The sequence below is a fragment of the Mesorhizobium sp. B2-3-11 genome (genome assembly GCF_006442215.1).
GTDB lineage: Bacteria > Pseudomonadota > Alphaproteobacteria > Rhizobiales > Rhizobiaceae > Mesorhizobium > Mesorhizobium salmacidum.
The window spans coordinates 200,177-226,332 of the sequence record NZ_VFVS01000002.1; the positions used below are offsets into that span (position 1 = coordinate 200,177).

The following is a 26,156-nucleotide window of genomic DNA, read 5'->3' on the forward strand; positions in this document are numbered from 1 at the left end:
GGCGATCAACCACCCAGCAGCCCCTCCACTGACGCGGCGATACTCAGCAGACGACTGTCATGGCCATTGCGCGCCACGAGCATCAGTCCGGCAGGCAGCTTCATGCCTGGCATCGGCAACGAGATTGCGCAGAGGTCGAATTGGTTGGCGACCTGCGTGTTGCGCAAAAGCAGTCCTTCGATACGATCACGCAGTTCGGCATCCTCGGCCAGGGAAGCGATGGTCGGCGCCGTCACCGGCACGGTTGGTAGGGCCAGCACATCGATCGACGCCAGCCGCTCATCCATCGCGGCGCTAAGCGCGGCACGGCGGCGGAGCGCCCTGATATAAACCGGCGTCGGCAGCAGTGCGGCGCGCGCCAGCGGCCTGCTGACATGCGGATCCACCGGCACCGGTGCGCCTGTCGCCAGCCAGTCGGCATGCACTTCCGCCCCTTCCATGGCAGCGATCGAGCCCCGCTTGGTGGCGGTCCTGAACTCCGCGATCATGTCGTCGATCACCAGATCGGCCATGCGCGCGCCGGCCTGTACGATCTTGCCGAGGCAATGCTCGAACGCCGCGGCAACTTCACCTTCCGTGTCGCCAAAAAGAACGCCGCGCTGCACGCCGACCCGAAGTCCCGCGAGCGATACGACCGCCAGTTCGGCCGGCACCTCGCCGGCCATCACCGCGTCCGTGGCGGCACATTGCGCAACGGTTCGGGCAAGCGGCCCGATCGAGTCCAGGGTGCCGGACAGCGGAAAGGCGCCGGACAGCGGCACCCGCCGCGCGGTCGGCTTGAAACCAACCACACCATTGAGCGCCGCCGGAATGCGGATCGAGCCGCCGGTATCGGAACCGATGGAGATATCGCTCGTCCCCTCGCCGACGGAAACGCCGGCGCCTGAGGACGAACCACCGGGAATACGGCTGGCATCGACGGCATTGCCCGGTGTGCCGTAGTGCATGTTGTCGCCGATCGCCGTGAAGGCGAATTCTGTCATGTTGGTCTTGCCGATAATGACGGCGCCGGCCTGGCGCAGCCTCCCGACGATGGTGGCATCGCGCATAGCGGGCGCGGCGGTCTTGCGCATCAGCGAACCGGCCGTGGTCGGCTCGCCGGCGACATCGAACAAATCCTTGATCGAGACAATGGTGCCGTCGAGCGGCCCGAGCGTCACGACCACTCTTTTGCGGGCATCGCTGGCGTCAGCGGCAGCGCGCGCCGCTTCGGCATAGAGCTTCGTGAAGACCTTCTCGTCGGCCGCGCGATAGGCAAGACGTGACAGGATGTTTTCGAGACGGTCGCGGATTGATTGCATGTCGATGTCGGACTCCGCCAGGATAGAAACGTCCTTAGGGCAACCAGCCGCTAAGCCTGCCGAAGGGATAACCCGGCCAGCGTGCCTTTGCACCTGCCAACGATAGGAAGATACTGATGCTGTACAAAGGCAGCTGCCATTGCGGCAAGGTTGCGTTCGAGGTGGAGGGCGAGCTTGAGGGCGTCGTGCGCTGCAATTGCTCGATCTGCGCCCGCAAGGGTGCGCTGCTATGGGCCGTGCCACGTGACAGGCTTACCCTCGTCGCCTGGGGCGATGACCTTGGCCGCTACACATTCGGCGAGGCGAGAATAGCGCACCGCTTCTGCCGAACCTGCGGCATCCATCCTTTTGCCGAGGACACCAGCGAAGGCGGCGAACGCAGCGCTTACGTCAACATCAATTGCGTCATCGGTCTCGACCCGTCCGCCTTGCCGATCTTCGACTTCGACGGGCGGGCAGTCTAAGCTTCCCAGTATCCCCCATCGCCCGCTATTCGTTCACCGCTGCCTCAAAATAACGGCGGCCCGAAAGCCGTAAGGGTTCTCGGGCCGTTGCCAGGGACGACCGTTGGGAGAGACTATTCGGCCTGCTTCGGACCGCGCAGGAATACCACGATGGCAGCCAGCAACGTCGCCGCGCCGCAATAGGCAAAGGCGCTGGCAACGCCGGCATGGTCGACCAGCAGACCGCCAAAGACGGCGCCCATCGCAATCGCCACCTGGAAGGTCGCTACCATCAGGCCGCCGGCGCTTTCAGCCTGGTCCGGCGCTGCCCGCACCAGCCAGCTCTGCAACCCGACCGGCACCGCGCCGAAGGCAAAGCCCCAGCCCGCGACGGCGGCGGCGGCGACCATGGGCGAAGTGCCAAGGATCAGCATCGAGGCGGCCGCCAATGCAATCAGCAGGGGCGCTAGGGCCACCGCGGCCTTGAGGTTGCGCTCGGCCAGGATGCCGCCGGCGATGTTGCCGAAGAAACCGCCTATGCCGTAGGCCAGCAGCACCAGGGAGATCGTCTCGATGTTGAGCACCGGCACCTTCTCAAGGAAGGGACGGACATAGGTGAAACCGGCAAAGTGCCCGGACGCGACAAGCAGCACCACCAGCAGGGCAACCCTGATCGACGGCCGCTCCAGCACCTCGAGCAAGGTGCGGAAGCTCGCGACCCCCATCGGCGGCAGCTTCGGAATGGTGGCCAATTGCACCAGCAGCGCCAGCGCCCCGACGATCGTCGCAATCATGAAGGCCGTGCGCCAGCCCCAGACGTCGCCGACATAGGCGCCGACCGGAGCTGCGGTAACGGTGGCAAGCGACACGCCGGTCAGGATGATCGACATGGCGCGCGGCATCAGCCGCATCGGCACCAGCCGCAACGCCATGGCCGCCGACATTGCCCAGAAGCCGCCAAGGGCCACGCCGAGCACGACACGGGCAAGCAGAAGCATGGACAGCGACGAGGCAAAGGTGGCGACAAGATTGGACAGGATGAGGAACATCGTCAACATCCACATCACCAGCCTGCGGTCCATGCGCCTTGTGATGATGGCCATGGTGGGGGCGGCGATGGCGCCGACGATGGCGGTTGCCGTCACCGCCTGCCCCTGCCACGCCTTCGCTTACGCCCAGATCGCGCGCCATCGGCGTCAAAAGGCTGGCGGGCAGGAATTCGGCGGTGACCAGACCGAAAACGCCAAGGGCGAGCGAGACCACGGCGCCCCATGCGGGCTCGGTTCGTTCATCGGATTCTGCGGGGTTCAGAAGTGCGGCGTCAATGGCGCCTGTCGCGGGGTCGGCCATGGTCAGTCTCCGATGTTTGCAGCGCCACATAGAAACGAACCGGCTCGGGCTACCGTTACACGCCTTGCCGCCATGACTTGGCTATGCGGCCGGTCTTCGGTTTGTTTGCAGCGCAGCATTTGGCTGCAGCGCAACATGGGAGTGACGGGTTGGAGTTTCCATGCTAGAAACACCAGAATGAATTACAATTCGTCCAAAATGACGCTGCCGACTTCTGGTGATCCGCTGACCGACATGCTGCTCGGATTACGGCTCGACGGCGTCGACTATGGCCGCTGCGTGTTGGGCGAGCCCTGGGCCGTTTCCTTTCCCGCACAGAAGGCAGCGCGGTTTCATTTCATCGGCCAGCAGGGTTGCTGGCTGTTCTCGCCGGCCAGGGAGTGGATCGAACTCTCCGTAGGCGACGCGCTTCTGATCCCGCGCGGCGACGCGCATGTCCTGGCCAGCGCGCCCGGCGTGCCTCCGGTGCCGATCGGCCGCTACACGATCGAACCGGTGTGCGAGAACATCTACGACGTCTCCAACGAGTGCGGTGGGCCCAAGACGTTGCTGTTTTGCGGCAGCATGCATTTCAATCTCGACGGCTCGCATCCGCTGCTCGACATGATGCCAAACCTGATGCAGGCGCATAAATTGATGGCGAACGCGCCGGGTATTCAGCATCTGCTCGACGCGATGGCCGGCGAGGTGACGATGGACCGGGTCGGCTCCGGCGGAATCCTTGCCCGCCTTGCCGATGTGCTCGCCGCCACGATCATCCGCTCCTGGGTGGAGAACGGCTGTGGCGATGCCACCGGCTGGATCGCCGCCGTCCGCAATCCCGACGTCGGCAAAGTGCTGGCAGCCATCCACCTGCAGCCGGATCGCGATTGGAGCGTCGAGGCGCTGGCGCGGATGATGGGAGCCTCGCGCTCCGCCTTTGCCCAGCGCTTCGCCACAGTGGTCGGAGAGACGCCGGCCAAATATGTGCTGCGCGTGCGCATGCACCGAGCCAGGCAATGGTTGGCCCGCGATGGCATGAGGGTATCGGTGGCGGCGGCGAAACTGGGTTATGATTCGGAAGCATCCTTCAGCCGCGCCTTCAAGCGGGTGATGGGCGTGGCGCCGAGCCATCTGCGCCACATTGGTGCCGGCGACGACCCGTCCTGACGTCAGGCAACGAAATCGCTCCAATCCTTCCCGGCTGGAGGAATTGCCAGGTCTTTTGGACACAGCGTCATTGCCGGCCGGCTTCCGGCGGATAATCTGGTCCGTGGAGGAAATCCCATGGCCAATCATTTCGCACTGCTGGCGCTTGGTGTCCTGTCGGTCATTCCCGGACGCGCCTTTGCCCTCGAGGATAGCTATCTGCCGGCAGGCAAGATCCCTTACGTCGCCGAGGCGCCGGACCAGCCGCAGCGCCTGGGACCACTGTGGGGCGAACGGGCCAAGGGGCCTGCCGGCACCTTGCTGAAAGTCCCGGGCAACTGGCGCGCTCCTGTTCACGCGCACACCGCCGACTATCGCGCCGTAGTCATCCAGGGTCTATGGGCGCACTGGCAGATGGAAGGCGGTGAGGCGACCAAGGTCGAACTGCCACCTGGTTCCTACTGGACGCAAAAGGCCAATGAGATGCATGACGACGCCTGCCTGTCGGAGACGGAATGCGTGATCCTGTTGATCAACGACACGCCATACGAAACCTACCTGCCAAAATAGCCGCGCTTATGACGCGTACCGCAGGCTGACCCCACTGCCCTTGTCGAACAGCACCACCTTGTCGGGGTTCCATGCAAAGCGCACCGGTTGCTCGATCGCGACGTCGGTCCTGGCCGGCACCGTGGCGCGCAGTGTCGTATCGCCGACCCGCAGCGTCAGGATCTTTTCCACGCCATGGTTCTCGACGTCGTGGACACGCGCCTCGACCGGTGCGCCGCTTTCCAGATAGACATCCTCCGGACGGATGCCGAAGACGAGCGGGCGACCGTCGGTCGCCCCACTCGCCCCAGCCCCCGCAAAGATTTTAGCCGCCCCCGCAAAAGGCAGTTCGAAATTCAACGGCGCCATCACCGCCCGGCCGTTCACCAGCCTGCCGTCGATCAGGTTCATCGGCGGCGAGCCGACGAAGCTCGCTACATAGGTGTCGCGCGGATTGTTGTAGATCTCGTGCGGCGTGCCGGTCTGGATGATGCGGCCGTGGTTGAGCACGCCGACTTTGTCGCCCATCGACATCGCCTCGATCTGGTCGTGGGTGACGAACAGGAAGGTGGCGCCGAGCTGTATCTGCAGGTTCTTCAACTCGGTGCGCAGCGCCTCGCGCAATTTGGCGTCGAGCGCCGACAGCGGCTCGTCCATCAGGAACACGCGCGGCTTGCGCACGATGGCGCGGCCGATGGAGACGCGCTGCATCTCGCCGCCGGATAGCCGGTCGGTCTTGCGGTCGAGCAGGTGCTCGATCCGCAGCGTGCGGGCGGCGCGGTCGACGCGGTCCTTGATCTCGGCGTCCGGCAGACGGCGGATCTTCGGCTTCAGCGGAAATTCGAGATTCTCGCGCACCGTGTAGCGCGGATAAAGCGAGTATTGCTGCAGCACCAGCGCCACGTCGCGCTCGGCCGCGCCCCAGTCGGCGACGTCGACCCCGTCAATGAAGACCTGCCCCTCGCTCGGCTTCTCCAGGCCGGCGATCAGACGCAGCGTCGTCGTCTTGCCGGCGCCCGTTTCGCCGAGCAGGACAAAGAATTCGCCATCGGCGATGTCGAGGTCGAGCCCGGTCAAGGCCGTGTGGTTGCCGAAAGTCTTGGAGATGTTCTTGAGCTGGATATGGGCCATCAGAGCCTCACCTCAAGCGACTTGCCGCTTGCCTTGTCGAAGAAATGCGCCTGCGTCGGATCGATCCTGGCAAAGACCTTTTCGCCGGGGCCTGAAATGTAGCCACTCTTGGTGCGGGCACGCAGCATCTTGGAGCCGACCTTGAGGTCGACGATGTCGAAGGAGCCGAGCGGTTCGACGATCTGCGTCTCGACGGCCATGAAGCCATCGGCCGCGTCACGGCGAATGAGCACCCCTTCGGGCCGAATGCCGAGCGCCAGGCTGCCACTGGCATGGCCATTGAGCTTCGACAGCAATGTGCGGGGAAACTCGAAGCCGGAAGCCGCTCCACCGACCGAGACCGAAACGGAAGACGCCGTCTCGGCGACCGCCGCGTCGGCGACGTTCATCACCGGGCTGCCGACGAACTGGGCCACGAACAGGTTGGCCGGACGCGAATAGACCTCGTCGGGCGTTCCCACCTGCTGCAGCACCCCCTCATGCATGATGACGATGCGGTCCGCCAGGCTCATCGCCTCGATCTGATCGTGCGTGACATAGATGGTGGTCGAGCCCTGCTTGATGTGCAGCCGCTTGATCTCGGCCCGCATCTCCTCGCGCAGCTTGGCATCAAGCGCACCGATCGGCTCATCCATCAGCATCGCCTTCGGCCGCCGCACCAGCGCCCGGCCGATGGCGACGCGCTGCATGTCGCCGCCTGAGAGCGCCGACGGTTTCTTGGCCAACAGGTCCAAGATTTGCAGCGTTTTGGCGACCGAACGTACTTCCTGGTCGATCTCGCTTTTGCTCTTGCGCGTGGCGCGGAGTGGAAAGGCGATGTTCTCGTAGACGCTCATATGCGGGTAGAGCGAAAACGACTGGAACACCATGGCGATATCGCGGTCGGCCGCCTTCAAATGCTGGACCGGTTTGCCATCGATGAGGATATCCCCCTCATCGATGGTTTCCAGCCCGGCGATGGCGCGCAACGTCGTCGTCTTGCCGCAGCCGGACTGGCCGAGCAGCACGATGAACTCATTGTCCGCGATCTTGAGGTTGAGGTCCTTGATGACCTGGACGGCACCGAAGAATTTCTGGACGCCGCGAAGCTCGATCTGGGTCAATGCTGTGCTCCCGGATTTCGCGCATCCGCGCCATGGCCGGTGCCGGCCTGTTCCTCGGGTGCGATCTTCGAGGTGATGTTGAAGCCGATCAGCCCGATCAGGATGATGGTCAGGCCATAGGCGTGCAGCAGCATGTTCCAGGGCTGGCAGAGGGCCACGATGCCGAGCACCATGAGTATTTGCGAACCCGGTTCCAGATATTTCTGATTGATGGCGCGAAAGCTCATTTGCGGATTGCTCCGAAGGACATGCCGCGCAAGAGATGATTGCGGAGCAGGAAGGTGAAGATGGCGACCGGCAGCAGGAACAGGAAGGTTCCGGCGGCGATCACCGTCCAGTCCGGCAGGCCGGAGCCGACCTGGCTGGGGATGAACGGCGGTGCGGTCTGGGCGCGGCGGTTGGTCATGATCAGGGCGAAGGCATATTCGTTCCACGCCGTGATGAAGCAGAAGACGGCGGTGGCGGCGATGCCGGTGGCGGCCTCCGGCAGCACGATCTTGAAGAAGGCTTCCATGCGGGTGTAACCATCGACCAGTGCCGCCTCCTCATATTCCTTCGGGATTTCATCCATGAAACCCTTCATCAGCCACACCGAGAAGGACAGGTTGAAGGCGGTGTAGAGGATGATCAGCCCGATGTGGGTATCGTTGAGGCCGACCGCGCGGTACATCAGGAACATCGGGATCGCCACCACCACGGGTGGCAACATGCGTGTCGACAGGATGAAGAAGAGCAGGTCCGCCTCTCCCTTCACCTTGAAGCGCGAGAACCCATAGGCGGTGAACGTGCCCATGCCGACCGCCAGCACCGTCGATGTGATGGCGATGATCAGCGAGTTCAGAAAGCGGCTCGGATAGCCGGACCACTGCACCTGGCCCTTGCCGTCGCGCACGATCTTTTCGCCACCGTCGAAGACGACGCGCTCCCACCATGGGGCGGCCGCGTACTCTTCCGGCGACGGCGGACTGCGCAATTGAGATCGCTTGGTGAACAGCTTCACAAAGGGCGATATCTCCGGCTGAAAGACGACGGTCGGCGGAATGGTCGTGGCAAGATTGCGCGGCTTGAACGCCGTTGATGCGATCCAGTAGATCGGCGCCAGGAATATTATCGTCACCAGCAGCACGGCGACGATGGCGACGCGGTTGAAGGTGATTTCGGAAGAAGTGCGGACGGCGGCCATCTCAGCGCTCCTTTACCTTGTTGAGGTATTTGACATAGATGTTGGTGATCGCCAGCACCATGATCAGCACGATGTAGGCCATCGCGCAGGAGCGCCCGGTCTGCCATTCCTGGAACGCCATCTTGTAGAGCCGGATCGAGATCAGCTCGGCCGTCGGCTGGCTGGTCAGGATGTAGGCAAGGTCGAAGGTCTTGAACGCTTCCATGGTGCGGAAAATGACCGCGATCATCAGGATCGGCGCGACCAGCGGCAGCGTGATACGGAAGAAGGTGTAGAACGGCCCGGCGCGGTCGATCGCGGCGGCTTCATAGAGATGCTTCGGCACCGCCGACAGGCCGGCCAACGACAGCAGCATGACGAAGGGTGACCACATCCAGATGTCGGTCAGCGCGACGGCGTAAAGCGCCATCTTGGGGTCGGCCAGCCACTCGAAATTGCCGAGCCCGAGCGCATAGTTGATGACCCCCCATGACGGGTCGTAAAGCAATTTCCAGAACAGCCCGACGACCGCCATCGACAGCATCATCGGCAGCAGCAGCAGTGTGGTGATAAGACCCTTGAGCGGAATATCCCGGTTGAGCAGCATCGCCACGCCGAAGCCGACGAGCAACTGTCCGACGACCGAGACAATCACGTATTTCGCCGTGATGGCGAAGTTCGACCAGACATAGGGGTCGTTGAGCAGGTCGCGATAGTTCTGCAGCCCGACGAAATTCGCCGGCGCGTTGGTCGACGCGCGGAAGTCGGTGAAGGAATAGCCGAGCGAGTAGATCAGCGGGAAAATGTTGAAGACGATCAGGAACAGAACCGTCGGGATGATGAAGAGATTGCGGATGGAAATATCGCTCAGGCCGCGCGCCGCGGCACGCGAGGATCTGTCGAGGGTGGTGATCATCGTGGTCGCCAAGACCCTGCTCCCGGTTCAAGAAAAAGAAACGGAGGAGGCGACACCGCCCCCTCCGCGGGACATGAATGATTATTGGCCGCGGCCGTATTTCTTGAAGGTCGCGTTCCAGTCTCCAGCCAAGGCGTCCAGCGTTTCCTTGGCGGTGCCACTGCCGCCGATTATGTAGGGATAGACGCGCTGGTTCAGCTGCTGCAGCAGTTCGGCATATTCCGGCACCGCCCAGAAGTCCTTCACCTTGAACATGGTCTCGTAGAAGGCCTTGTTGTAGGGCGTGGCGTTCTGGAACTCAGGCGACTTGAGCACTGCCTGGCTGCAGGTATAGCCGCCAAGGGCCGCCCACTTCTTCTGGGTCTCGTCCTTGATGAACCATTCGAGGAACTTCATCGCCTCTTCCTGCTTCTGCGAGTACGAGATGACGGAGATACCTTGCCCGCCGAGCGCGGCGAACTGGTCGCCATTGGGACCGGGAGGGTTGGCGAAGAAGCCGGTGTTCTTGGCATTCGGGTTCGACGCTTCGTTGATCAGCGACGGGAAGAACGCGAAGAAGTTCATGCTCATCGCGGCCAGGTTTTCCGTGATTGCCTGGTTGTCCTCGACGAAGAACGATTTGGCCCAACCCGGAGGCGTGAACTTGTAGAGTTCCTTATAGGCATCGAGCGCGGCCACCGCCTTGTCGGAGTTGATGTGACCATCGACCTTGTAGGTCGTGTAGTCGCCCAACTCACCGCCATAGGAGAACAGCGCGTTCTCGAAGCCCATCGCCATCGCGTCGTAGGAATTGTCGGTGTAGATGGCGATGCCGTATCTCTTCTGATCCGGCCGGTGGAAGAACTCGGCGATGTCGCGCAGCGCCTTGAAGTCCTTCGGCACGTCGAGGTCGTAGCCGTACTTGGCCTTGAAGGCTTCCTTCTCCTTCGGATCCTCGAACCAGTCCTTGCGATAGGACCAGCCGACGGCATCGCCCTCGAGCGGGATCGCCCAGTATTTGCCGCTGTTGCCGGGATACTCGGCATAGTATTTCACCGTCGCCGGTGCCATGACGTTGCCAAGATCATGCTTCTTGAAGAAGTCGGTCAGGTCGACATAGTGGCCGCCGGTGGAGCCGGCGCCGAGCCACTGCGAGTCGCCAACGACTAGGTCATAGGCGTCGCCATGAGCGTTGAACTCGGTGAAGGCCTTGGTCTGGAAGTCGGACCAGGGCGTAGTCTCCACCGTGATCTTGACACCGGTTTCCTTCTCGTACTCGTTGCCGAGTTCCTGCAGGTAATTGGCCGGATCCCACTCCGCCCAGAAGATGGTGAGCGACTTTTCCTGCGCGTAGACGGATGTTCCGCAGGCAAGCGTTAAGCCGATACCAGCAAGCACGCTGGTCACTAACTTGCGCATAATGATTTCCTCCCTTGTGCGCATTCTACCTTGTCTTGCGAGCCGGCGACGGAGCTGGCCCTGGTAGTTCCTCCGGTGATCGCGCTTTCCGAAATTCGGAGCCTCCTCGCTCTGTCCGGAAATGGGTCGCAGCCCTCACTTTCGATCCGCTTTTCTTTCCAAATCTGGTATTACCAATTATGAATGCCCGTCAAGCCCTTTCTTGCGCAACGATGCCTGCCAAAGCCGTCGAATTTCAGACTTATCCAACTGTTTTCTCTGTATTTTCCTACTCGTTGATATGCTTTGGCCTTGTGCGGACTTTTGCATGGCGGGTATTATGAGTGGTCGACGCGCTAATCTGGTAGAACCAGATTAGCGCTATTCCTATGTCGTCGCCAGCGTCATCCCAGGCGTATCGGTGGCCGACTCCGCGATCGCCGCGCGCACCAACGCACTCGCCGCCCATTGCGCGACCGACATCGTCCGGGGGCTGTCCAGCCCCCATATATCCTTGAGCACGATCAGCACCTCCACGCCGAAGATGAGCGACAGCGCCTGCGCCAGCCGCTTGAAGTCGCGCGGCGGCAAGCGGCCCTTGAGCGGCGCGAGCGCCTCTTTCAGCAATTCGACGCGATGGCCGCGCGTGAAGGCAGGCTCGCCGCCCAGCGTACCCGCCTGGCGTCGCGCCCATTGATCGAGCGACAGCTTCAACGCTGCCTTGAATGTCGCCTCGAAGGCCTCGATGCGCGGCATGGCCGTATCGAACAGTTCTGCGACCCGGCGCTCGGCGTCGGCGGCGGTGGATTTCCAGGTGAGGATCGGCCCGAGTCCCTCGTCGACGACCGCCTGCACCAAGGCTGCCTGGCTCGGGAAATAGCGATAGGCGGTGGCGCGGGAAACCTCGGCCGCCTCCGCCACCTCGCTGACCGAGGGCGTCGCCCCCGCCTGCATCAGCCTTGTCGCCGTCTCCAGCATCAGCCGTTTCGTACGCGCGCGGGGTCCGCGTTCGGCTCTCTCACCGGTGTCTTCGTTCGTTGCGGGTTGTTGACGTGAGACACTCATACCAATACGATACGCGCGTCTCAAAAAATTGCAATGGCAGCCCCTATCCTGGAGTGGCTATGTTGACGCTTTATGGCGCACAAAGCTTTCATCTGCTGAGCATCACCACCTTTGGGCCAGCCAGCACAGGGGGGCGCAGATGAAGCGCGTCTATGTGGTGGGCACGGCCGATACCAAGGGCGAGGAACTCGGCTTCCTCGCAGATGCGATCGCAGCCACGGGCGCCGTCGTTTGCCGTGTCGATATCGGCACGCGAGGCGCGACCGTGCCGGTCGACGTCTCGGCTGAGGAGGTCGCCGCCTGTCACCCCGATGGCCGCGGTGCGGTGCTCGGCATCAACGACCGCGGCAGATCGGTTGCGGCGATGGCTGGGGCATTCACGCGTTTTGTCCAGTCGTGCACCGACATATCAGGTGTGGTCGGCATTGGCGGTGGTGGCGGCACCTCGATCATCACCGCGGGCATGCGCGCGCTGCCGCTCGGCCTGCCCAAGATCATGGTCTCGACGCTCGCTTCGGGCGACACCGCTCCCTATGTGGACGTATCCGACATCATCATGATGCCATCGGTGACGGACATGGCTGGCCTCAACCAGCTGTCTCGTGTCGTCCTGCACAACGCCGCCCAGGCGATAGCGGGCATGGCAGGCAATCCGGCGACGGCAGCGGACGGCAAAGCATCGATCGGCCTTACCATGTTCGGCGTCACCACGCCTTGCGTGACCGCAATCGCCGATCAATTGCGCGACATCTACGACTGCATGGTCTTCCATGCCACCGGCACCGGCGGCCGCAGCATGGAGAAATTGGCCGACAGCGGCCTGCTGTCGGGTGTCATCGACATCACCACAACGGAGGTCTGCGACCTGCTGTTCAATGGCGTGCTGCCGGCGACGCAGGATCGTTTCGGTGCCATCGCCCGCACCGGCCTGCCCTATGTCGGTTCGGTGGGCGCGCTCGACATGGTCAACTTCTGGGCGCCTTCGACCATTCCGGAGCGCTATCGCGGCCGGCTGTTTTATGAGCACAACCCGAACGTCACCCTGATGCGCACGACCGCACAGGAATGCCGCGCGATCGGCGAATGGATTGGTACCAGGCTCGCCCATTGCGAAGGTCCAGTGCATTTCCTGATCCCGGAAAAAGGCGTTTCCGCACTCGATATCGAAGGCGGCGCCTTCTTCGATCCGGAAGCCGATGCCGTCCTGTTCGACGCCATCGAGCGCACCATCAGGCCGGCTGCGACGCGCCGCGTCACCCGCCTGCCGCTGCACATCAACGATCCCGAATTCGCCAGGGCCGCGGTCGCTGCCTTTCTCGATATCGCCAGACAGTGAGCCCCAGACATGCCAGCCATACCGCGCAAGGACATATTGAAGAAATTCCGGGGAATGATCGACAAGGGCGTGCCGATCGTCGGCGGCGGTGCCGGCACCGGCCTGTCGGCCAAGGCAGAGGAAGCCGGCGGCATCGACCTCATCATCATCTATAATTCCGGCCGCTACCGCATGGCCGGACGCGGCTCGGCCGCGGGCCTGCTCGCCTATGGCAATGCCAACGAGATCGTCAAGGAGATGGCCTATGAGGTCTTGCCGGTGGTCAGACGCACGCCCGTGCTGGCCGGCGTCAACGGCACCGATCCCTTCGTCATCATGCCGCTGCTGCTGGCGGAACTGAAGACGATGGGCTTTTCCGGCGTGCAGAATTTCCCGACCATCGGTCTCTTCGACGGCACCATGCGGCAGAGCTTCGAGGAGACCGGCATGGGCTTCGGCCTCGAGGTCGACATGATCGCCGAGGCGCACAAGCTCGATCTCTTGACCACGCCCTATGTCTTCACCCCCGAAGAAGCCCGCGCCATGGCCAAGGCCGGAGCCGACATCGTCGTTGCCCATATGGGTGTGACGACTGGCGGCTCGATCGGCGCCACCTCGGCCAAGTCGCTCGACGACTGCGTCGTTGCCATCGACGCCATTGCCGAGGCCGCGCGCTCGGTACGCAAGGACGTCATCCTGCTTTGCCATGGCGGCCCAATCTCAATGCCCGACGATGCGCGCTACATCCTCTCCCATGCCAAAGGCCTGCACGGCTTTTATGGCGCGAGCTCGATGGAACGGCTGCCCGCGGAAGCCGCGATCGCCAGGCAGACAGCGGATTTCAAGGCGCTCGGCGGCGAGAAGACCGCCAAGAAAAAGAAGGGATGATGAGAGATGGCCGACAAGAGCAAGGTGTTTGTCTACCCGAAGGACGTCAGCGCCTTCGGTTTCGACTGGGGGAAATTGTCCCTGACCGTTGCGCCCGAAGTGAATGGCGCGACCCGCTTTTCCGGCGGCGTCGTCGACCTGCCCTCGGGCAAGGGCCATACCCGCCATAACCATCCGGGCGCCGAGGAAATCATCTTCGTCATCTCGGGCCATGGCGAACAGATGGTCGAGGACGAGAAGGGCAATCCGGTGGTCGAGAATGTCGGCCCCGGCTGCACCATCTATGTGCCGGAAAGCCGATTCCACTCGACGCTCAACACTGGTGACGGGCCTATGCAGCTCTTCGTGGTTTATGCGCCGGCGGGACCGGAGCTTGGGTTGCGTGAATTGCCGGATTTCAGGCTGATCCCGGCGGGACAGTGATGATCTGCTCGGGGCGGCGCCGCCCCTCATTGTCCTGCCGGACATTTCTCCCCGTAAAGTGACGGTGAGAAGGACGCTACACCGATGCTTTCGTCAATTTTCAACGGTGCAGGACGAGCGCGGAGGTTGCGACAGCTCCCTTCTGCCAGCCCCTATACGGGAGAAGGTGGCGGCAGCCGGATGAGGGGCAGCGCACCTCAATCCAATCAGGCCGTACCACCCTTGTTCCAGCCCCTGCCCCGATCACCGAACATCACATAACCAGCATCCGTCACCGCCACCGTATCCTCCAGCTTGATGAAGCCGCGCGTCGGGTGAAGCATGGTGGTCTCCACCGACAGCACCATGTTTTTCTCCAGCGGCTTGGCGGCATAAATGCCTTCATAAGTCACCGGATGGTTGGTCATCAGGAACGGCGCCTCATGCGTGATCAGGCCCATGCCGTGGGCGAAGAAATCCGTGTAGGGCGCGACCTTGGATGTCTTCAGCACACCCTCGGCGTGAGCAATCATGTCGCCGCCCAGCACACCTGCCCTCACCTTCGAGAAGGCCGCCTGCTGCACGGCCTCGACCTCGGCCAGCAGATCTTCCAGCTCCGCGTCCGGTTCGCCCAGAATGCCCATCCTGCAGAGGTCGCCTATATAGCCGTGATAATTACCGCCGGAATCGATCGACAGCACCTCGCCGTTCTTCCACGCCTGGCTTGACGAAGCGCGGTTGTGGCTGGAGCCCAGCGTAAGCAGGCAGTATTCGAAATGCGCGCCGCGATTGGTCTCCTCGCGCCGGAGCTGCTCGATGATCTCGCTCTTTGTCGTGCCCTCGTGCGCCCAGGCGATGGTCGCCAGCATGGAATCCGTGATCAATTCGGAGGCGGTGCGCAGCTTTTCGAGCTCGGCGTCAGTCTTGATGGCGCGCATGCGCTCCAGCATGTCGGTCGCATCGATCAGCTGGGCGTCCGGCAGCGCCTTGCGGATCAGCGCATAGGCGTCCGATGGCAGGAAACCGGGTTCGATGCCGATGCGGGCACCGCCCTTGCCGATCTTCCTGACATGCTCGACCGCGAGATTGGCGGCATCGAGCGTGCCCCAGCAGGCGGCATGCAGCGTCGGCGTCCAGAACGGATGGTTCTGGTGCTCGCCGCCCTCCATGCGGTTGCCGATATAGGCCGCATGGTCCGGCCCGCCCTTCTCGTAGACGACGATTGGCAGGTAGCGGCTGTGGCCGATAGCATCCATGGCGGCGAAGAAGATGAACTTGTAGCCGCCCAACAGATACTGCGTGTTGTGCTTGGAGGTCGCAAGCAGCACGTCGATGCCGGCCTCCTCCATAAGCCGGTCGACCCTCGCCTGGTCGAACGGGATATTGCTGACGGCACTCTTGCCCGGCGCAATGTTCATCACTCTCTCCCTGAATTGCCCGGGATCGGTGCTGTTTCGCACTCGATCCGCCGGCTCGCGATCAAATCTGCACCATTTTTCTCACTGTGGTCTAGCCAGAATGTTTACGACGCAACGCCCGGACGGTCATCAAGCGTCATTTGTCCATATATCCGCAGATCTGGTCCTACCAGCCAGCCGAATTGAATGGACTTGTGCTAACTGGTCCAGCGGACGAAAATTTCAAAGCCAAGCAAGGATGCGCCAATTCCATCTCTGGCGAAACCCTCGGCAAGGCTCATAATCCCGCCGCAAGAATGCCGATGCACGCGCCGGCGTTCGAGGGGTGTTGTCGCGCCCGGTCGCGGAGAGGACGGAGTTCGATCATGTCAGGTTTCACCATTTCCAGGCGCACCATGCTTACCGGCTCGGCAATACTGCTGGCCTCCACGGCCATGCCGACATCAAGCTGGGCACAGACGCCGAAGAAGGGCGGCCGGCTCGTGCTTGCCGCCGATTCCGAGCCACGCAATCTCAATCCGGCGATCGTCGCCTCCAACGGCGTCTTCTTCATCTCCAGCAAGATCGTCGAGACGCTGGCCGAAGCCTCCTTCGACGGCAAGGATGGGCTTGCACCTCGGCTGGCGGTGAGCTGGGAAGGGGCCGCCGACGGGTTGTCGGCGACGTTCAAGCTGCGCGAAGGAGTCAAATGGCATGACGGCAAGCCGTTCACCTCGGCCGACGTCGCCTTCTCGGCGCTGCAGATCTGGAAGCCGCTGCAGAATCTCGGCCGCACGGTGTTCAAGGACCTCAGCGCGGTCGACACACCAGACGATCTGACCGCAGTGTTCAAATTCGCCAAGCCGACGCCGTTCCAGCTGATCCGAAACGCCTTGCCGGCACTGTCGAGCGTCGTGCCGAAGCACGTCTACGAAGTCGGCAAGATCGAGGACAACCCGGCCAACAACGCACCCATCGGCACCGGGCCGTTCAAGTTCGGCGAGTACAAGGCCGGCCAGTATTACCGGCTGACGAAGAACACCGATTACTGGGGCAAGGACGAGCCATATCTCGACGAAATCATTTATCAGGTCCTGCCCGACCGTACCTCGGCCGCTGCCGCGCTCGAAGCCGAGGAAATCCAGCTCGCGGCTTTCTCCGCCGTGCCACTGGCCGACCTCGACCGCATCTCCAAGGTTCCTGGCCTGAAGGTCATCACCAAGGGTTATGAGGGCCTGACCTATCAACTCGTGGTCGAAATCAACCATCGCCGCAAGGAACTGGCCGACATCAAGGTGCGCCAGGCCATCGCGCATGCCATCGACAAGGATTTCGTCGTCAAGACGGTGTTCCTCGGCTATGCTGCCACCGCCACCGGCCCGGTGCCGAAGAACGATCCGCAATTCTATACCGCCGACGTGCCGACTTATGCCTTCGACGTCGCCAAGGCCAACGCGCTGCTCGATGAAGCCGGTTACAAGAAAGGCGCTGACAGCAACCGCTTCTCGCTCAAGCTCTTGCCGGCCCCCTATTTCAACGAGACAAAACAGTTCGGCGATTATTTGCGCCAGGCGCTCGCGGCAATAGGCATCGACGCGCAACTGGTCAACAACGACTCGGCGGCGCACATCAAGGCGGTCTACACCGACCACGCCTTCGACCTCGCGGTCGGCCCGCCGGTCTTCCGGGGCGATCCGGCCATCTCGACCACCATCCTGGTGCAGAGCGGCATTCCCGATGGCGTGCCGTTCTCCAACCAAGGCGGCTACAAGAACGACGCGCTCGACGCGCTGATCACCAAGGCCTCCGAAACGCTCGACACCACGGCGCGCATCGACCTCTACAAGGAGTTCCAGAAGCAGGTCGCGGCCGACCTGCCGCTGATCAACGTCGCCGAATGGAGCTTCATCAGCGTCGCCAGTGACAAGGTCGGCAACATCGCCAACAACCCGCGCTGGGCGGTTTCGAACTGGGCGGACACATATTTGGCAGGCTGATCTTCCTTGCGGATTGCCTGTCGGGGTGCTCAGCTCCGGAGAATGAGAGTTCCTTCGCGCCCCCCTCGGTCCTGCCGGACTGTCCAGCAGGACAGAGGGGGGCGCCGTAGGGCGCGACCTCTAGCGTCTGCAACCGGCGCCCTGTTGCCATGACCCGTGCCCTGGTCCTCCTCCGCCGTCGCCTCGTCGGCAGCATTTTCGTACTGCTGATCGTCGTCATCGGCACTTTCCTTTTGCTCGAAGCTGCCCCGGGTGATGCAGTCGACGCCTACATCGTCTCGACCGGCGGCGATGCCGGCATGATCGAGCTCTTGCGCCACCGTTGGGGTCTTGACCAGTCGGAGTTGACGCGGCTCGCCAACTATCTCTGGGCATTGCTGCATCTCGACCTCGGCCAGTCCGTCACCTTCTCCAGGCCGATCCGCGACGTCATCCTCGAGCGCTTGCCGACCACGCTCATCCTGATGGTCAGCGCCACCGCGCTCTCCTTCGGCCTCGGCTCGACGCTCGGCATCTATGCCGGCGCAAGGCCCGGCGGTTTGCGTGACCGTTTTCTCTCCGTCGCCTCGCTGGCGCTCTACGCGGTGCCCGGCTTCTGGCTCGGCCTGGTGCTGATCGTAATCTTCGCCGTCGACCTGCGCTGGCTGCCGGTCGGCGGCGTCGAGACGCTGGCCTCGGACAAGACCGGTGTGGACCGCGCCGCCGACATAGCTATCCATCTGGTACTGCCGGTTTCCGCACTCGGCTTCATCTATCTGGCGCTTTATCTGCGCATGATGCGCGCCGGCATGGCCGAGGTCTGGCGCCAGGATTTTGTGCTGGCCGCCCGCGCCAGGGGGCTATCGCGCCGCCGCATCGTGCTCGCCCATGTCGCCCGCAACGCACTGCTGCCGCTGGTCACCATGCTCGGCCTGCAATCGGCGCAGATGCTGGGGGGCAGCGTCGTCATCGAAAACGTCTTTGCCGTGCCCGGCCTCGGCCGGCTGGCGCAGGAAGCGGTGGCCGCGCGCGACGCCCCCTTGCTGCTTGGCATCATTCTCACAAGCGCAGTGCTGGTCATCCTCATCAACCTTCTTGTCGACATCGCCTATGCCTTTCTCGATCCACGCGTCGGCGCCAGTGAGGCGGGCGCATGAACCGTCTGCGCCGTTTCTTGCGCACGCCCGAAGCGGTTGCCGGCACTATTCTTTTGACGGTGCTGTTTGCCATGGCGCTGTCGGCCTCGCTGCTGTTTCCCGGGGACCCGCAAGCGATTGCCGGCCCCGCGCTGCTGCCGCCATTCCAGGATTGGTCGCTGCCGCTCGGCACCGACCGGCTCGGCCGCGACGTACTGGCCGAACTGTTCCATGGCGCCCGTACCTCGCTTGCTGTCGGCCTTGCCGCGGCCGCCGCGGCCCTCGTCATCGGCGCGATCGTCGGCACGCTGGCCGGCTTTGCCGGCGGCCTCGTCGACGACGTGCTGATGCGCATCACCGACGCGTTCCAGACCGTACCTGGCTTCCTGCTGGCACTGGCCTTCGTCAGTGTGGTTGGCCCCTCGCTCGGCGTCGTCGTCGTGGCGATAGCGCTCGGCACCTGGACCGGGCCAGCGCGCATTGCGCGCGCGGAAGTGCTGTCGATCCGTGAGCGCGACTATGTCGCCGGTGCCCGCGTCATCGGCATGAGTCCGCTGGAGATCGCCTTTCGCGAAGTGCTGCCCAATGCCTTGCCGCCGGTGCTGGCGATGTCGTCGGTCATAGTCGCCGCCGCGATCCTCACTGAAGCGGCCCTGTCCTTCCTTGGCCTCGGCGATCCCAACCGCGTCACCTGGGGTGGAATGATCGCGGAAGGGCGCGCTGTCTTGCGCACCGCGCCGTTCCTCTCGATCGTTCCGGGCATTGCGCTGGTGCTGACGGTATTGGGCGTCCATCTCGCCGGCGAAGGCATCGTCGAGACGACGGCCGTGCGCAGGGGTCTGTCGTGACGGTGCTGGCGTCGATCCGCGATCTGACGGTGACCTACCGCCGCGATGGCAGCGAGGTCGCGGCGCTGAAGAACATTACTCTCAATGTCCAGGCAGGCGAACGGCTGGCGATCATCGGCGAGAGTGGTTCGGGCAAGAGCACGCTGGCGCTGGCGATCGCGGGGTTGTTGCCGCAGTCCGCCAGGGCAGAAGGGAGCATCGAGTGGTTCTCCCTTTCATCGTTGGGTGCCAAGGCACCCCCCTCTGTCCTGCCGGAGGGGGACCTCGCAGGGCGCAGGGGGCGAAAGTCTGCCTCCGTGCCAAACCATACCCTCCTCGGCGGCCGCGACATTGGCTTCGTCTTCCAGGACCCATCAGCCAGCCTCGACCCGGTGATGACCGTCGGCAAACAAATCGCGGAAGTGGTGCGCACCCATCTTGGTCTCGGCTGGCCAGCATCTTATGCCAGGGCAGAGACACTGCTCGAACGCGTCCACCTGCCCGACCCTGACTCCACCATTCACGCCTTCCCGCACCAGCTCTCCGGCGGTCAAAAGCAGCGTGTGGCCATTGCCGCCGCGATTGCTGCCGGGCCGAAACTGCTGATCGCCGACGAGGCGACCAGCGCGCTTGACACCGTCGTGCAGGCCGAGATCGTCGCTCTGATCCGACGGCTGGTGGCCGAGGACGGCATGACGCTGCTGTTTATCAGCCATGACATTGCGCTTGCCACCGAGCTTGCCGGACGCATCGCCGTATTTCGTCATGGCGAACTGATCGAAATCGGCGGCACTGGGCAAATCGTCAACGCACCGACGCAAGCCTATACACGCGCGCTGCTCGACGCCCATATCGGCCTCGACGCCGAGCCGTTGCTGAACCGAAGCGGGCTGAATGCATGAGCCTGCTCATGGTGTCCAATCTCATCAAACGCTATAGTCGCGGCGGCAAGACCCTCGCCGCGGTGGACGATGTCTCCTTCCATATCGAGCCAGGCGAAACGCTGGCGCTGGCAGGCCCTTCCGGCAGCGGCAAGTCGACAATCGCGCGGCTGGTGCTGCGACTGATCGAGCCGGATAGCGGAAGCATCGAATTCGAAGGCAATAATTTCCTTGCCTTGCGCGGCGCGGCCTTGCGTGCGCGCCGCGCCCGCCTGCAGATGGTGTTCCAGGATCCGCTCGCCGCCTTCAATCCGCGCGCCACGGTGGCGCGCGTCCTCGACGACCCCTTGCGCATCCACGGCGTCGCCTCGCGATCCGAGCGCCCGCGCCGCATCGCTGCCCTGCTGGAACGGGTCGGCCTGGCGGCCGATCTTGCGCCCCGCGCCATCCACGAAATCTCCGGCGGTCAGCGGCAGCGCGTGGCGATTGCCCGCGCCATCGCCACCAAACCGTCGCTGATCGTGCTTGACGAAGCGGTATCGGCGCTCGATGTTTCAGTGCGCGGCCAGATCCTCAATCTGCTGCTCGACCTGCAGCGCGAGGAACGGATCGCCTATCTCTTAATTTCGCATGATCTCGGCGTCGTCCGGGCGGTCGCCCACCGTGTCATCCTTCTCGATGCCGGTCGGATCGCCGAGAGCGGTGGTGCCCGAACCGTCATCGGTGCACCGCAATCGGCCATCGGCCAGGCGCTGGTGGCAGCCGCCCCGAGATTACACAGGACCACACAGGACGCATCATGACCGATCCCGAAGCCAGAGCCGAGAAACTGTCGCGCGAGCTCGATTCCGCCTTCCGCAACCGGGCCGATCTCTATCGCCTGTTCCTCGACGAACTCACCGGCGAAGTGGGCGCCGAAAGAGCCGAGGCGATCATGATCCGCACCATCGAACAGCGTGGTAGGGAGGTTGCAGCGGCCGCTTTTGCCGCCTTCGGCCCCAACGATGCGCCAGCAATCGGCGAGGCGTTTCTGGCTGTCAGCCCGGATGGCGGCCTGATGTACCCGACCGATGTCGAACGCGGCGATGACCGCATCGCCTTCAAGGTCAAGCGCTGCCCGCTGAAGGATGCCTGGGTCGAGGCTGGTGTCGGCGACGACAAGCTCGCGACCCTCTGCCGCATCGCCGGCGCCTTCGACCGCGGCCTCTTCGAGGCGACCGGGGTGCGCTTCGACAACATCACCTGGACGCCGGGCCGCGGCTCCGGCTGCTGCCACATCGTACTAACCAATCGAGATGCCGGCTAAGCAATTTATCGTCCTAAGAATGCGTTGAGGTTCAGCTCTGGCTGAGCCCAAAGCGGCTGATGCCGAGAACCGTAGCATCGCCTGAACATCGACACACGTTAACCCCCGACCATCAGCCGGACGACCTCATCATGGTTGGTCTCGGAAATCTTGCGCTCGCCGGCCTGGACGCCGCGCCGCAGCACGACGATCCGATCCGAGACCGCAAAGATATCCTGCAGATTATGCGAGATGAAGATCACGCCGCGTCCTTGCGCCTTGAGCTGGTGGATCAGCGAAATCACCTTGCGCTGCTCCGGCACGCCCAATGCCGCCGTCGGTTCGTCCATGATGAGGATCTGCGCGTCCCAGTAGACGGCGCGGCCGATGGCGACGGCCTGGCGCTGGCCGCCGGAGAAATTGCTGACCGGGGCGTTCATCCGGCTGACGTGGAAATCCAGCCGCTTCATCGTCTCCCTGGCCGCGTCGGCCATCGCCTTGCGGTCGAGCACCGGCAGAAAGCCGAACGCCTTGCGCATCGGTTCGCGGCCAAGGAAGATGTTGGCGCCGATCGATAGATTGTCGGCCAGGGCCAGATCCTGGTAGATCGTCTCGATGCCTTTTTCGCGCGCCTCCTGCGGCGTCGCGAATGCCACCGGCTGGCCACCGAGCAGGATTTCGCCGCCTGTCGGCTGGAACACGCCCGAGATCGCCTTGATCAGCGTCGTCTTGCCTGCACCATTGTCGCCGGCAAGCGCCACCACTTCGCCCGGCCGCACGGCCATGGAGAAATCACTGAGCGCACGCACGGCGCCGAAATGCTTGGACAGGTTGCGGACTTCGAGCAAGGGGGTGTTCGCGTTGGTGCTATTCATCCTGGCGGCCTCCACTGAACCGGCGCTGCGCCTGGTCTATGAGCACGGAAATGATGATGACGACGCCGACGGCGATGAACTGCCAGAACGGCTCGACATTGACGAAGACCAGCCCGTACTGGATCACCGCGATCACCAGCGCGCCGGCGACCGTGCCCAAGATCGTGCCGGAGCCTCCGAACAGGCTGGCGCCGCCGATCACCACCGCAGCGACGCTGTCGAGCAGCAACGGCTCGCCGGCTTGTGCCGCGCCGGCGGTGAAGCGCGCCGCGTAGAGCGCTCCGCCAAGGCCGGCGCACATCGCCGACAGCACATAGAGCCGCAATATGTGGCCCCTGATGTCGATACCGGCACGCCGCGCCGCCTGCACATTGGCGCCGATGGCATAATTGTGCTGGCCGAACCGCGTCTGGCCGAGCAGATAATGCATCGCGATGACGAAAACGGCAGCGATCATGACCAAATAAGGCACGCCGTGGAACTTGCCATTGCCGAGCAGCGCGAACCAGGAATTCTGCACCGGTACAGTCGTGCCGCCGGCAAGCAGGAAGGCGACACCGCGCGCCACGCCGAACATGCCGAGCGTTCCGATGAACGGCGGCACCCTGAGGCGCGAGATTAGGAGGCCATTGATGATGCCGGGCAAGCTGGCGACGATCACCGCCGCAAGGATGCCAGCCAGCATGGCCAGCGGCAAGGGAATGGCGGCGCCCGCCAGATTTGTGGCATGTGCGGCAACGACGGCGGCAAGCCCCATGATGAAGCCGAGCGACAGATCGATGCCGCCCGAAATGATGACGAAGGTCTGTCCGGTCGCAAGCAGCAGCGGCGCTATCGCGAAGATCGCGATGGACTGCAAGTTGAACGGGTTGAGCACGAACGTCGCGCCGAAGGCGAACCTCGACCATATCTCGAAACAGATGATCAGGCCGGCGAGGAACAACCAGGCGCGCCCTTCGGCGATGCGTCCGATCAGGGTCCTGGCCGGATCGCCATGATCGGCCTGGGGCGCGACATGCTTCTCGGCCGGCTGGGCTGGTGATGTCGAGGTCATGAATACTCCGCGGCGCGGCTGCCTTCAAACAGGCCTCGCCTTTTGCGGGACCCGGCACGAGCTCCCCCCGGCGATACCGGGAGGAGCCAAGCTCGTCTGGACCTACTCGGAGTAGAGATACTTCGAGATTTTCGGGTCCGCGATGTTGGACTTGTCCATGATCGTGAAGCCGGTGCCGATCGCGACCGGGATCGACTGGCCGGTCAGATGGGCATAGGCCGAAACAACCCCGAAATAGCCGATCTCGGCGGGATGCTGGGCGATTGCCACATCCACGAGGCCGGTATTGATGTTGTCGACGATGCTGGTCGGTGCATCGAAGGCAACGACCTTGACGGTGCCCGTCTGGCCCGCCTGCTTGACGCCGTTGGCGGCACCCAGGGCCGAGAACAGATTGGCGCCGAACACGCCGACGAGATCGGGATTGCGCGCGAAGACAGCCTGCAGCTGCGAGGCCGCCTTGTTGGCGTCGTCATCATTGAATTGGGTCTCCAGCACGGTGATGCCCGTATGCTTGGCCATCTCCTTCTTGAATCCCTCTTCGCGCTGGTCGGTGGTCGAAATGCCGGGCTTGACGTTCGACACATAGACCTTGCCCTTGTCGCCGATGGCGGTGGCCAGCGCGCGCGCGGCGATCTCGCCGCCCAGCACATTGTCCGAGGCAATGTAGGCCAGCGGGAAATCGGCATCGCCGGCACCCGTCTGGTAGACGCCGCTGCCGATGAAAGTATCGACTGTTATGACCGGGATGCCGGCGTCATTGGCCTTGCGCAGCGGCTCGACCAGTTGAACCTTGTCGGTCGGCGCGATCAGGATCGCATCCGGCTTCTTGGCGATGACCGCGTCGAGCACCGGCACCTGGGTGACCGGGTTGAAGTCTGGAGCGCCCTGGAAGACCAGGTTCACGCCGAGCGCATCGGCCGCCGCCTGGGCACCCTTGCGCATGGTGATGTAGAAGCCGTCGGTGGTGAGGCCTGGAATGAGCGCAATGGTGTATTTCTTGTCCTGCGCCTGCGCCTGCGCCGGCGCCATCAGCACCGTCGCGCTGACGGCAAGAGCCGCGAGCGCGGCAACGATCTTCTTCATGACATCCTCCTCATTGTTGGCAGTTCTGCCGTTTTCGGTGACATTGGAATGGCCGTCATCCGCGCGGAGGCAGGATGCCGACGGCCGGGAACGCCTGTTGCCTTTCGCGGGCAGCTCCTCCCAAGCGCCCTCCAGTCTAAATGTCAGCCGGTCCAGCCAACCGGCACAATCGCCGTGCTCGCTTTCCTCGCCTCCGCAAGGTCAGGGAACCACCGCGTCCGGCATGCCTGCACGCCGGGTTCGCAGTTTGTAACACTTTGCAGAAATAAATTGCAACACGGTTTTTTCCGAGGCCGCAACGCCGGCTTTTCCAGACATCATCCGACTGCTCCTCGGAGTCCCCGGCGAACTATCGTCCCGACTCCCCGGCGACACAATCGATTTCGCAACAGCTTCTCTCCGCGCCGACAGCGAGGCATCAGTCCGGCAGCTATCGCGTTGCAAGAACCGCGAGGATGGCCTGCGCCGTCTTGGTATCCGTTACCAGCGCGTTGATCAGCCGGGCGCGAGCGGCGCCAATGATGGCCGTCGCTTTTTCCGGCGTCGCGGCGATGCCGATCACCAAGGGCACGGCCCGAAGTTGCGCCGGCGACATGGCGATCATCCGGCCCTCTCCTTCCCAGGCTATCAGCACGCCATCGGCATCGAAATAATGCCGAAGGACATCGCCGGCCGCGTGGACCAGCGCCTGCTCGCTCGGCGTGGCGGCACTCGCCTCGGGCGCGTTGATGGCATGCGGCAGGCCAATGCCCACGATCGCCACATCAGTCCTGTCCCACAGCGCGACGGCATCGCGGATGGTGGCGTCTCCGAGGAAGACCTCGCGCAGCTCGCTCGACGGCAGATAGGGGGCGTGGATGAAGTGCGGCGTGCCGCCGAACTCCTCCGCGGCAAGCCGCACGAATTCGTTGACCTGGAAATGCGCCGCGTGCTGCTGCATGCCGCCGGTTGCGGCCACCGTCAGCACGCCTGGCATGCGCGGCAAGCCGGCTCGAATGACCTCGCGCACGGCCCGCCCCCAGCCGATGGCGACCACAGAGCCGGCCACCAGCTGCGCCTGCCTGAGCAAAGCGCCAAGCGGGGCGGAAAGCGCCGTCAGCGCGCCCGCCGCCGGCGTCTCGACAACGGCGGCGTCCTGCAATTTCAATCCGTCGACAAGTTCCCTGGTGATATCTTCCGGCGTTGCCAGGTCGATGACCTCGATGCGCACGATACCCTCGGCCCGCGCCCGCTGCAGCAGGCGCGAAATCGTCGCGGTGGAGACACCGAGCTGCCGCGCTATGTCGACCTGCGACATCTCCTCCACATAGTGCAGCTTGGCAACCGTGTGCAGCATGGTGCGCGATGCGGTCGCGTCCTGGACGGAGGGAACAGACAGCTTGCAATTCCTTTCAGCAACGTGTTACACACGTATACGCCGATGGGAGTTATCGCGCAAATCCGGCGAACTCGCAACTTGAGGGCCATACCAGGCCAAGCGCCGGCAAGGCTGCTTATCGCAGCGGCCGG

At 63.4% G+C, this 26,156-nt stretch carries 25 protein-coding genes and 1 pseudogene; 12 read left to right on the plus strand and 14 right to left on the minus strand.

Going from position 1 to position 26,156, the window contains the following annotated elements; translation table 11 throughout:
• Positions 1-5 precede the first annotated feature (5 nt).
• Positions 6-1,301, minus strand: coding sequence for an amidase (locus FJ960_RS04400; protein WP_140712138.1), 1,296 nt, complete (start codon positions 1,299-1,301; stop codon positions 6-8).
• 116 nt (positions 1,302-1,417) lie between these two features.
• On the opposite strand from FJ960_RS04400, the gene FJ960_RS04405 reads away from it, so the two are divergent.
• Complete coding sequence (locus FJ960_RS04405; RefSeq protein ID WP_140503098.1) at positions 1,418-1,765, plus strand: GFA family protein; 348 nt, start codon at positions 1,418-1,420, stop codon at positions 1,763-1,765.
• A 113-nt stretch (positions 1,766-1,878) separates the two neighbouring features.
• Here FJ960_RS04405 and FJ960_RS04410 read toward each other — a convergent pair.
• A pseudogene (locus tag FJ960_RS04410) lies at positions 1,879-3,094 on the minus strand (MFS transporter).
• A gap of 177 nt (positions 3,095-3,271) precedes the next feature.
• Between FJ960_RS04410 and FJ960_RS04415 the strand changes: the two are divergent.
• Together FJ960_RS04415 and FJ960_RS04420 are read left to right on the plus strand one after the other, a co-directional pair.
• The gene (locus tag FJ960_RS04415) at positions 3,272-4,243 is read left to right on the plus strand and encodes an AraC family transcriptional regulator (RefSeq protein ID WP_140712140.1); all 972 of its coding nucleotides are present in this window, start codon (positions 3,272-3,274) and stop codon (positions 4,241-4,243) included.
• A gap of 117 nt (positions 4,244-4,360) precedes the next feature.
• Entirely contained in the window at positions 4,361-4,792 is a 432-nt protein-coding gene (locus FJ960_RS04420) for a DUF4437 domain-containing protein (RefSeq protein WP_140503104.1), read from the plus strand.
• Between the two features lie 6 nt (positions 4,793-4,798).
• Here FJ960_RS04420 and FJ960_RS04425 read toward each other — a convergent pair whose 3' ends face one another.
• From FJ960_RS04425 to FJ960_RS04455, 7 genes are all read right to left on the minus strand, one after another.
• Positions 4,799-5,902: an ABC transporter ATP-binding protein gene (locus tag FJ960_RS04425; protein WP_140712142.1), complete on the minus strand. Its 1,104-nt coding sequence runs from the start codon at positions 5,900-5,902 to the stop codon at positions 4,799-4,801.
• Positions 5,902-7,005, minus strand: coding sequence for an ABC transporter ATP-binding protein (locus FJ960_RS04430; RefSeq protein WP_140712144.1), 1,104 nt, complete (start codon positions 7,003-7,005; stop codon positions 5,902-5,904). The genes FJ960_RS04425 and FJ960_RS04430 overlap by 1 nt, the downstream gene beginning before the upstream one ends.
• The gene (locus tag FJ960_RS04435) at positions 7,002-7,232 is read right to left on the minus strand and encodes a hypothetical protein (protein ID WP_140503109.1); all 231 of its coding nucleotides are present in this window, start codon (positions 7,230-7,232) and stop codon (positions 7,002-7,004) included. Before FJ960_RS04435 ends, FJ960_RS04430 begins: the two co-directional genes overlap by 4 nt.
• Entirely contained in the window at positions 7,229-8,188 is a 960-nt protein-coding gene (locus FJ960_RS04440; protein WP_027144637.1) for a carbohydrate ABC transporter permease, read from the minus strand. Before FJ960_RS04440 ends, FJ960_RS04435 begins: the two co-directional genes overlap by 4 nt.
• A gap of 1 nt (position 8,189) precedes the next feature.
• Complete coding sequence (locus FJ960_RS04445) at positions 8,190-9,095, minus strand: sugar ABC transporter permease (protein ID WP_015315632.1); 906 nt, start codon at positions 9,093-9,095, stop codon at positions 8,190-8,192.
• 69 nt (positions 9,096-9,164) lie between these two features.
• Positions 9,165-10,481, minus strand: a complete 1,317-nt coding sequence (locus tag FJ960_RS04450; protein ID WP_027144635.1) for an ABC transporter substrate-binding protein — start codon at positions 10,479-10,481, stop codon at positions 9,165-9,167.
• A gap of 366 nt (positions 10,482-10,847) precedes the next feature.
• Positions 10,848-11,525 (minus strand): TetR/AcrR family transcriptional regulator, encoded by a 678-nt coding sequence (locus FJ960_RS04455; protein ID WP_140503111.1) that lies wholly within the window; start codon positions 11,523-11,525, stop codon positions 10,848-10,850.
• 139 nt (positions 11,526-11,664) lie between these two features.
• On the opposite strand from FJ960_RS04455, the gene FJ960_RS04460 reads away from it, so the two are divergent.
• The 3 genes from FJ960_RS04460 to FJ960_RS04470 are packed head-to-tail and all read left to right on the plus strand — an operon-like array spanning position 11,665 to position 14,151.
• Positions 11,665-12,861, plus strand: coding sequence for a Tm-1-like ATP-binding domain-containing protein (locus FJ960_RS04460; protein ID WP_140503113.1), 1,197 nt, complete (start codon positions 11,665-11,667; stop codon positions 12,859-12,861).
• Between the two features lie 9 nt (positions 12,862-12,870).
• Positions 12,871-13,728: a phosphoenolpyruvate hydrolase family protein gene (locus FJ960_RS04465; RefSeq protein WP_027144632.1), complete on the plus strand. Its 858-nt coding sequence runs from the start codon at positions 12,871-12,873 to the stop codon at positions 13,726-13,728.
• Between the two features lie 6 nt (positions 13,729-13,734).
• The gene (locus FJ960_RS04470; protein ID WP_140503117.1) at positions 13,735-14,151 is read left to right on the plus strand and encodes a cupin domain-containing protein; all 417 of its coding nucleotides are present in this window, start codon (positions 13,735-13,737) and stop codon (positions 14,149-14,151) included.
• Between the two features lie 206 nt (positions 14,152-14,357).
• On the opposite strand, the gene FJ960_RS04475 is transcribed toward FJ960_RS04470, so the two are convergent.
• Positions 14,358-15,548, minus strand: a complete 1,191-nt coding sequence (locus FJ960_RS04475; RefSeq protein WP_140712146.1) for a Xaa-Pro peptidase family protein — start codon at positions 15,546-15,548, stop codon at positions 14,358-14,360.
• Between the two features lie 365 nt (positions 15,549-15,913).
• Here FJ960_RS04475 and FJ960_RS04480 point away from each other — a divergent pair, with 365 nt between their 5' ends.
• The 6 genes from FJ960_RS04480 (at position 15,914) to FJ960_RS04505 (ending at position 21,653) form a co-directional block, all read left to right on the plus strand.
• Positions 15,914-17,524: an ABC transporter substrate-binding protein gene (locus FJ960_RS04480; RefSeq protein WP_140712148.1), complete on the plus strand. Its 1,611-nt coding sequence runs from the start codon at positions 15,914-15,916 to the stop codon at positions 17,522-17,524.
• Between the two features lie 149 nt (positions 17,525-17,673).
• Positions 17,674-18,660, plus strand: coding sequence for an ABC transporter permease (locus tag FJ960_RS04485; protein WP_140712150.1), 987 nt, complete (start codon positions 17,674-17,676; stop codon positions 18,658-18,660).
• Positions 18,657-19,487: an ABC transporter permease gene (locus FJ960_RS04490; protein ID WP_140712152.1), complete on the plus strand. Its 831-nt coding sequence runs from the start codon at positions 18,657-18,659 to the stop codon at positions 19,485-19,487. The genes FJ960_RS04485 and FJ960_RS04490 overlap by 4 nt, the downstream gene beginning before the upstream one ends.
• Positions 19,484-20,368 (plus strand): ABC transporter ATP-binding protein, encoded by an 885-nt coding sequence (locus FJ960_RS04495; RefSeq protein WP_140503127.1) that lies wholly within the window; start codon positions 19,484-19,486, stop codon positions 20,366-20,368. Before FJ960_RS04490 ends, FJ960_RS04495 begins: the two co-directional genes overlap by 4 nt.
• Positions 20,365-21,150, plus strand: coding sequence for an ATP-binding cassette domain-containing protein (locus tag FJ960_RS04500; RefSeq protein WP_140712154.1), 786 nt, complete (start codon positions 20,365-20,367; stop codon positions 21,148-21,150). Before FJ960_RS04495 ends, FJ960_RS04500 begins: the two co-directional genes overlap by 4 nt.
• A complete protein-coding gene (locus tag FJ960_RS04505) occupies positions 21,147-21,653 on the plus strand; it encodes an L-2-amino-thiazoline-4-carboxylic acid hydrolase (RefSeq protein ID WP_140712156.1) in 507 nt (168 codons plus the stop codon). Before FJ960_RS04500 ends, FJ960_RS04505 begins: the two co-directional genes overlap by 4 nt.
• A gap of 98 nt (positions 21,654-21,751) precedes the next feature.
• Here FJ960_RS04505 and FJ960_RS04510 read toward each other — a convergent pair whose 3' ends face one another.
• The 4 genes from FJ960_RS04510 to FJ960_RS04525 all read right to left on the minus strand — a co-directional run bounded on the left by FJ960_RS04510 (position 21,752) and on the right by FJ960_RS04525 (position 25,983).
• Positions 21,752-22,507 carry an ATP-binding cassette domain-containing protein gene (locus FJ960_RS04510; protein WP_140503133.1) on the minus strand — a complete coding sequence of 252 codons (756 nt, stop codon included), beginning with the start codon at positions 22,505-22,507 and terminating at the stop codon, positions 21,752-21,754.
• Positions 22,500-23,561, minus strand: a complete 1,062-nt coding sequence (locus FJ960_RS04515) for a ribose ABC transporter (RefSeq protein ID WP_027144622.1) — start codon at positions 23,559-23,561, stop codon at positions 22,500-22,502. The genes FJ960_RS04510 and FJ960_RS04515 overlap by 8 nt, the downstream gene beginning before the upstream one ends.
• 102 nt (positions 23,562-23,663) lie before the next feature.
• Positions 23,664-24,647, minus strand: a complete 984-nt coding sequence (locus FJ960_RS04520; RefSeq protein ID WP_140712158.1) for an ABC transporter substrate-binding protein — start codon at positions 24,645-24,647, stop codon at positions 23,664-23,666.
• A gap of 430 nt (positions 24,648-25,077) precedes the next feature.
• On the minus strand, positions 25,078-25,983 hold the full coding sequence (locus FJ960_RS04525; protein WP_140712160.1) for a sugar-binding domain-containing protein: 906 nt from the start codon (positions 25,981-25,983) through the stop codon (positions 25,078-25,080).
• Between the last annotated feature and the right edge of the window lie 173 nt (positions 25,984-26,156).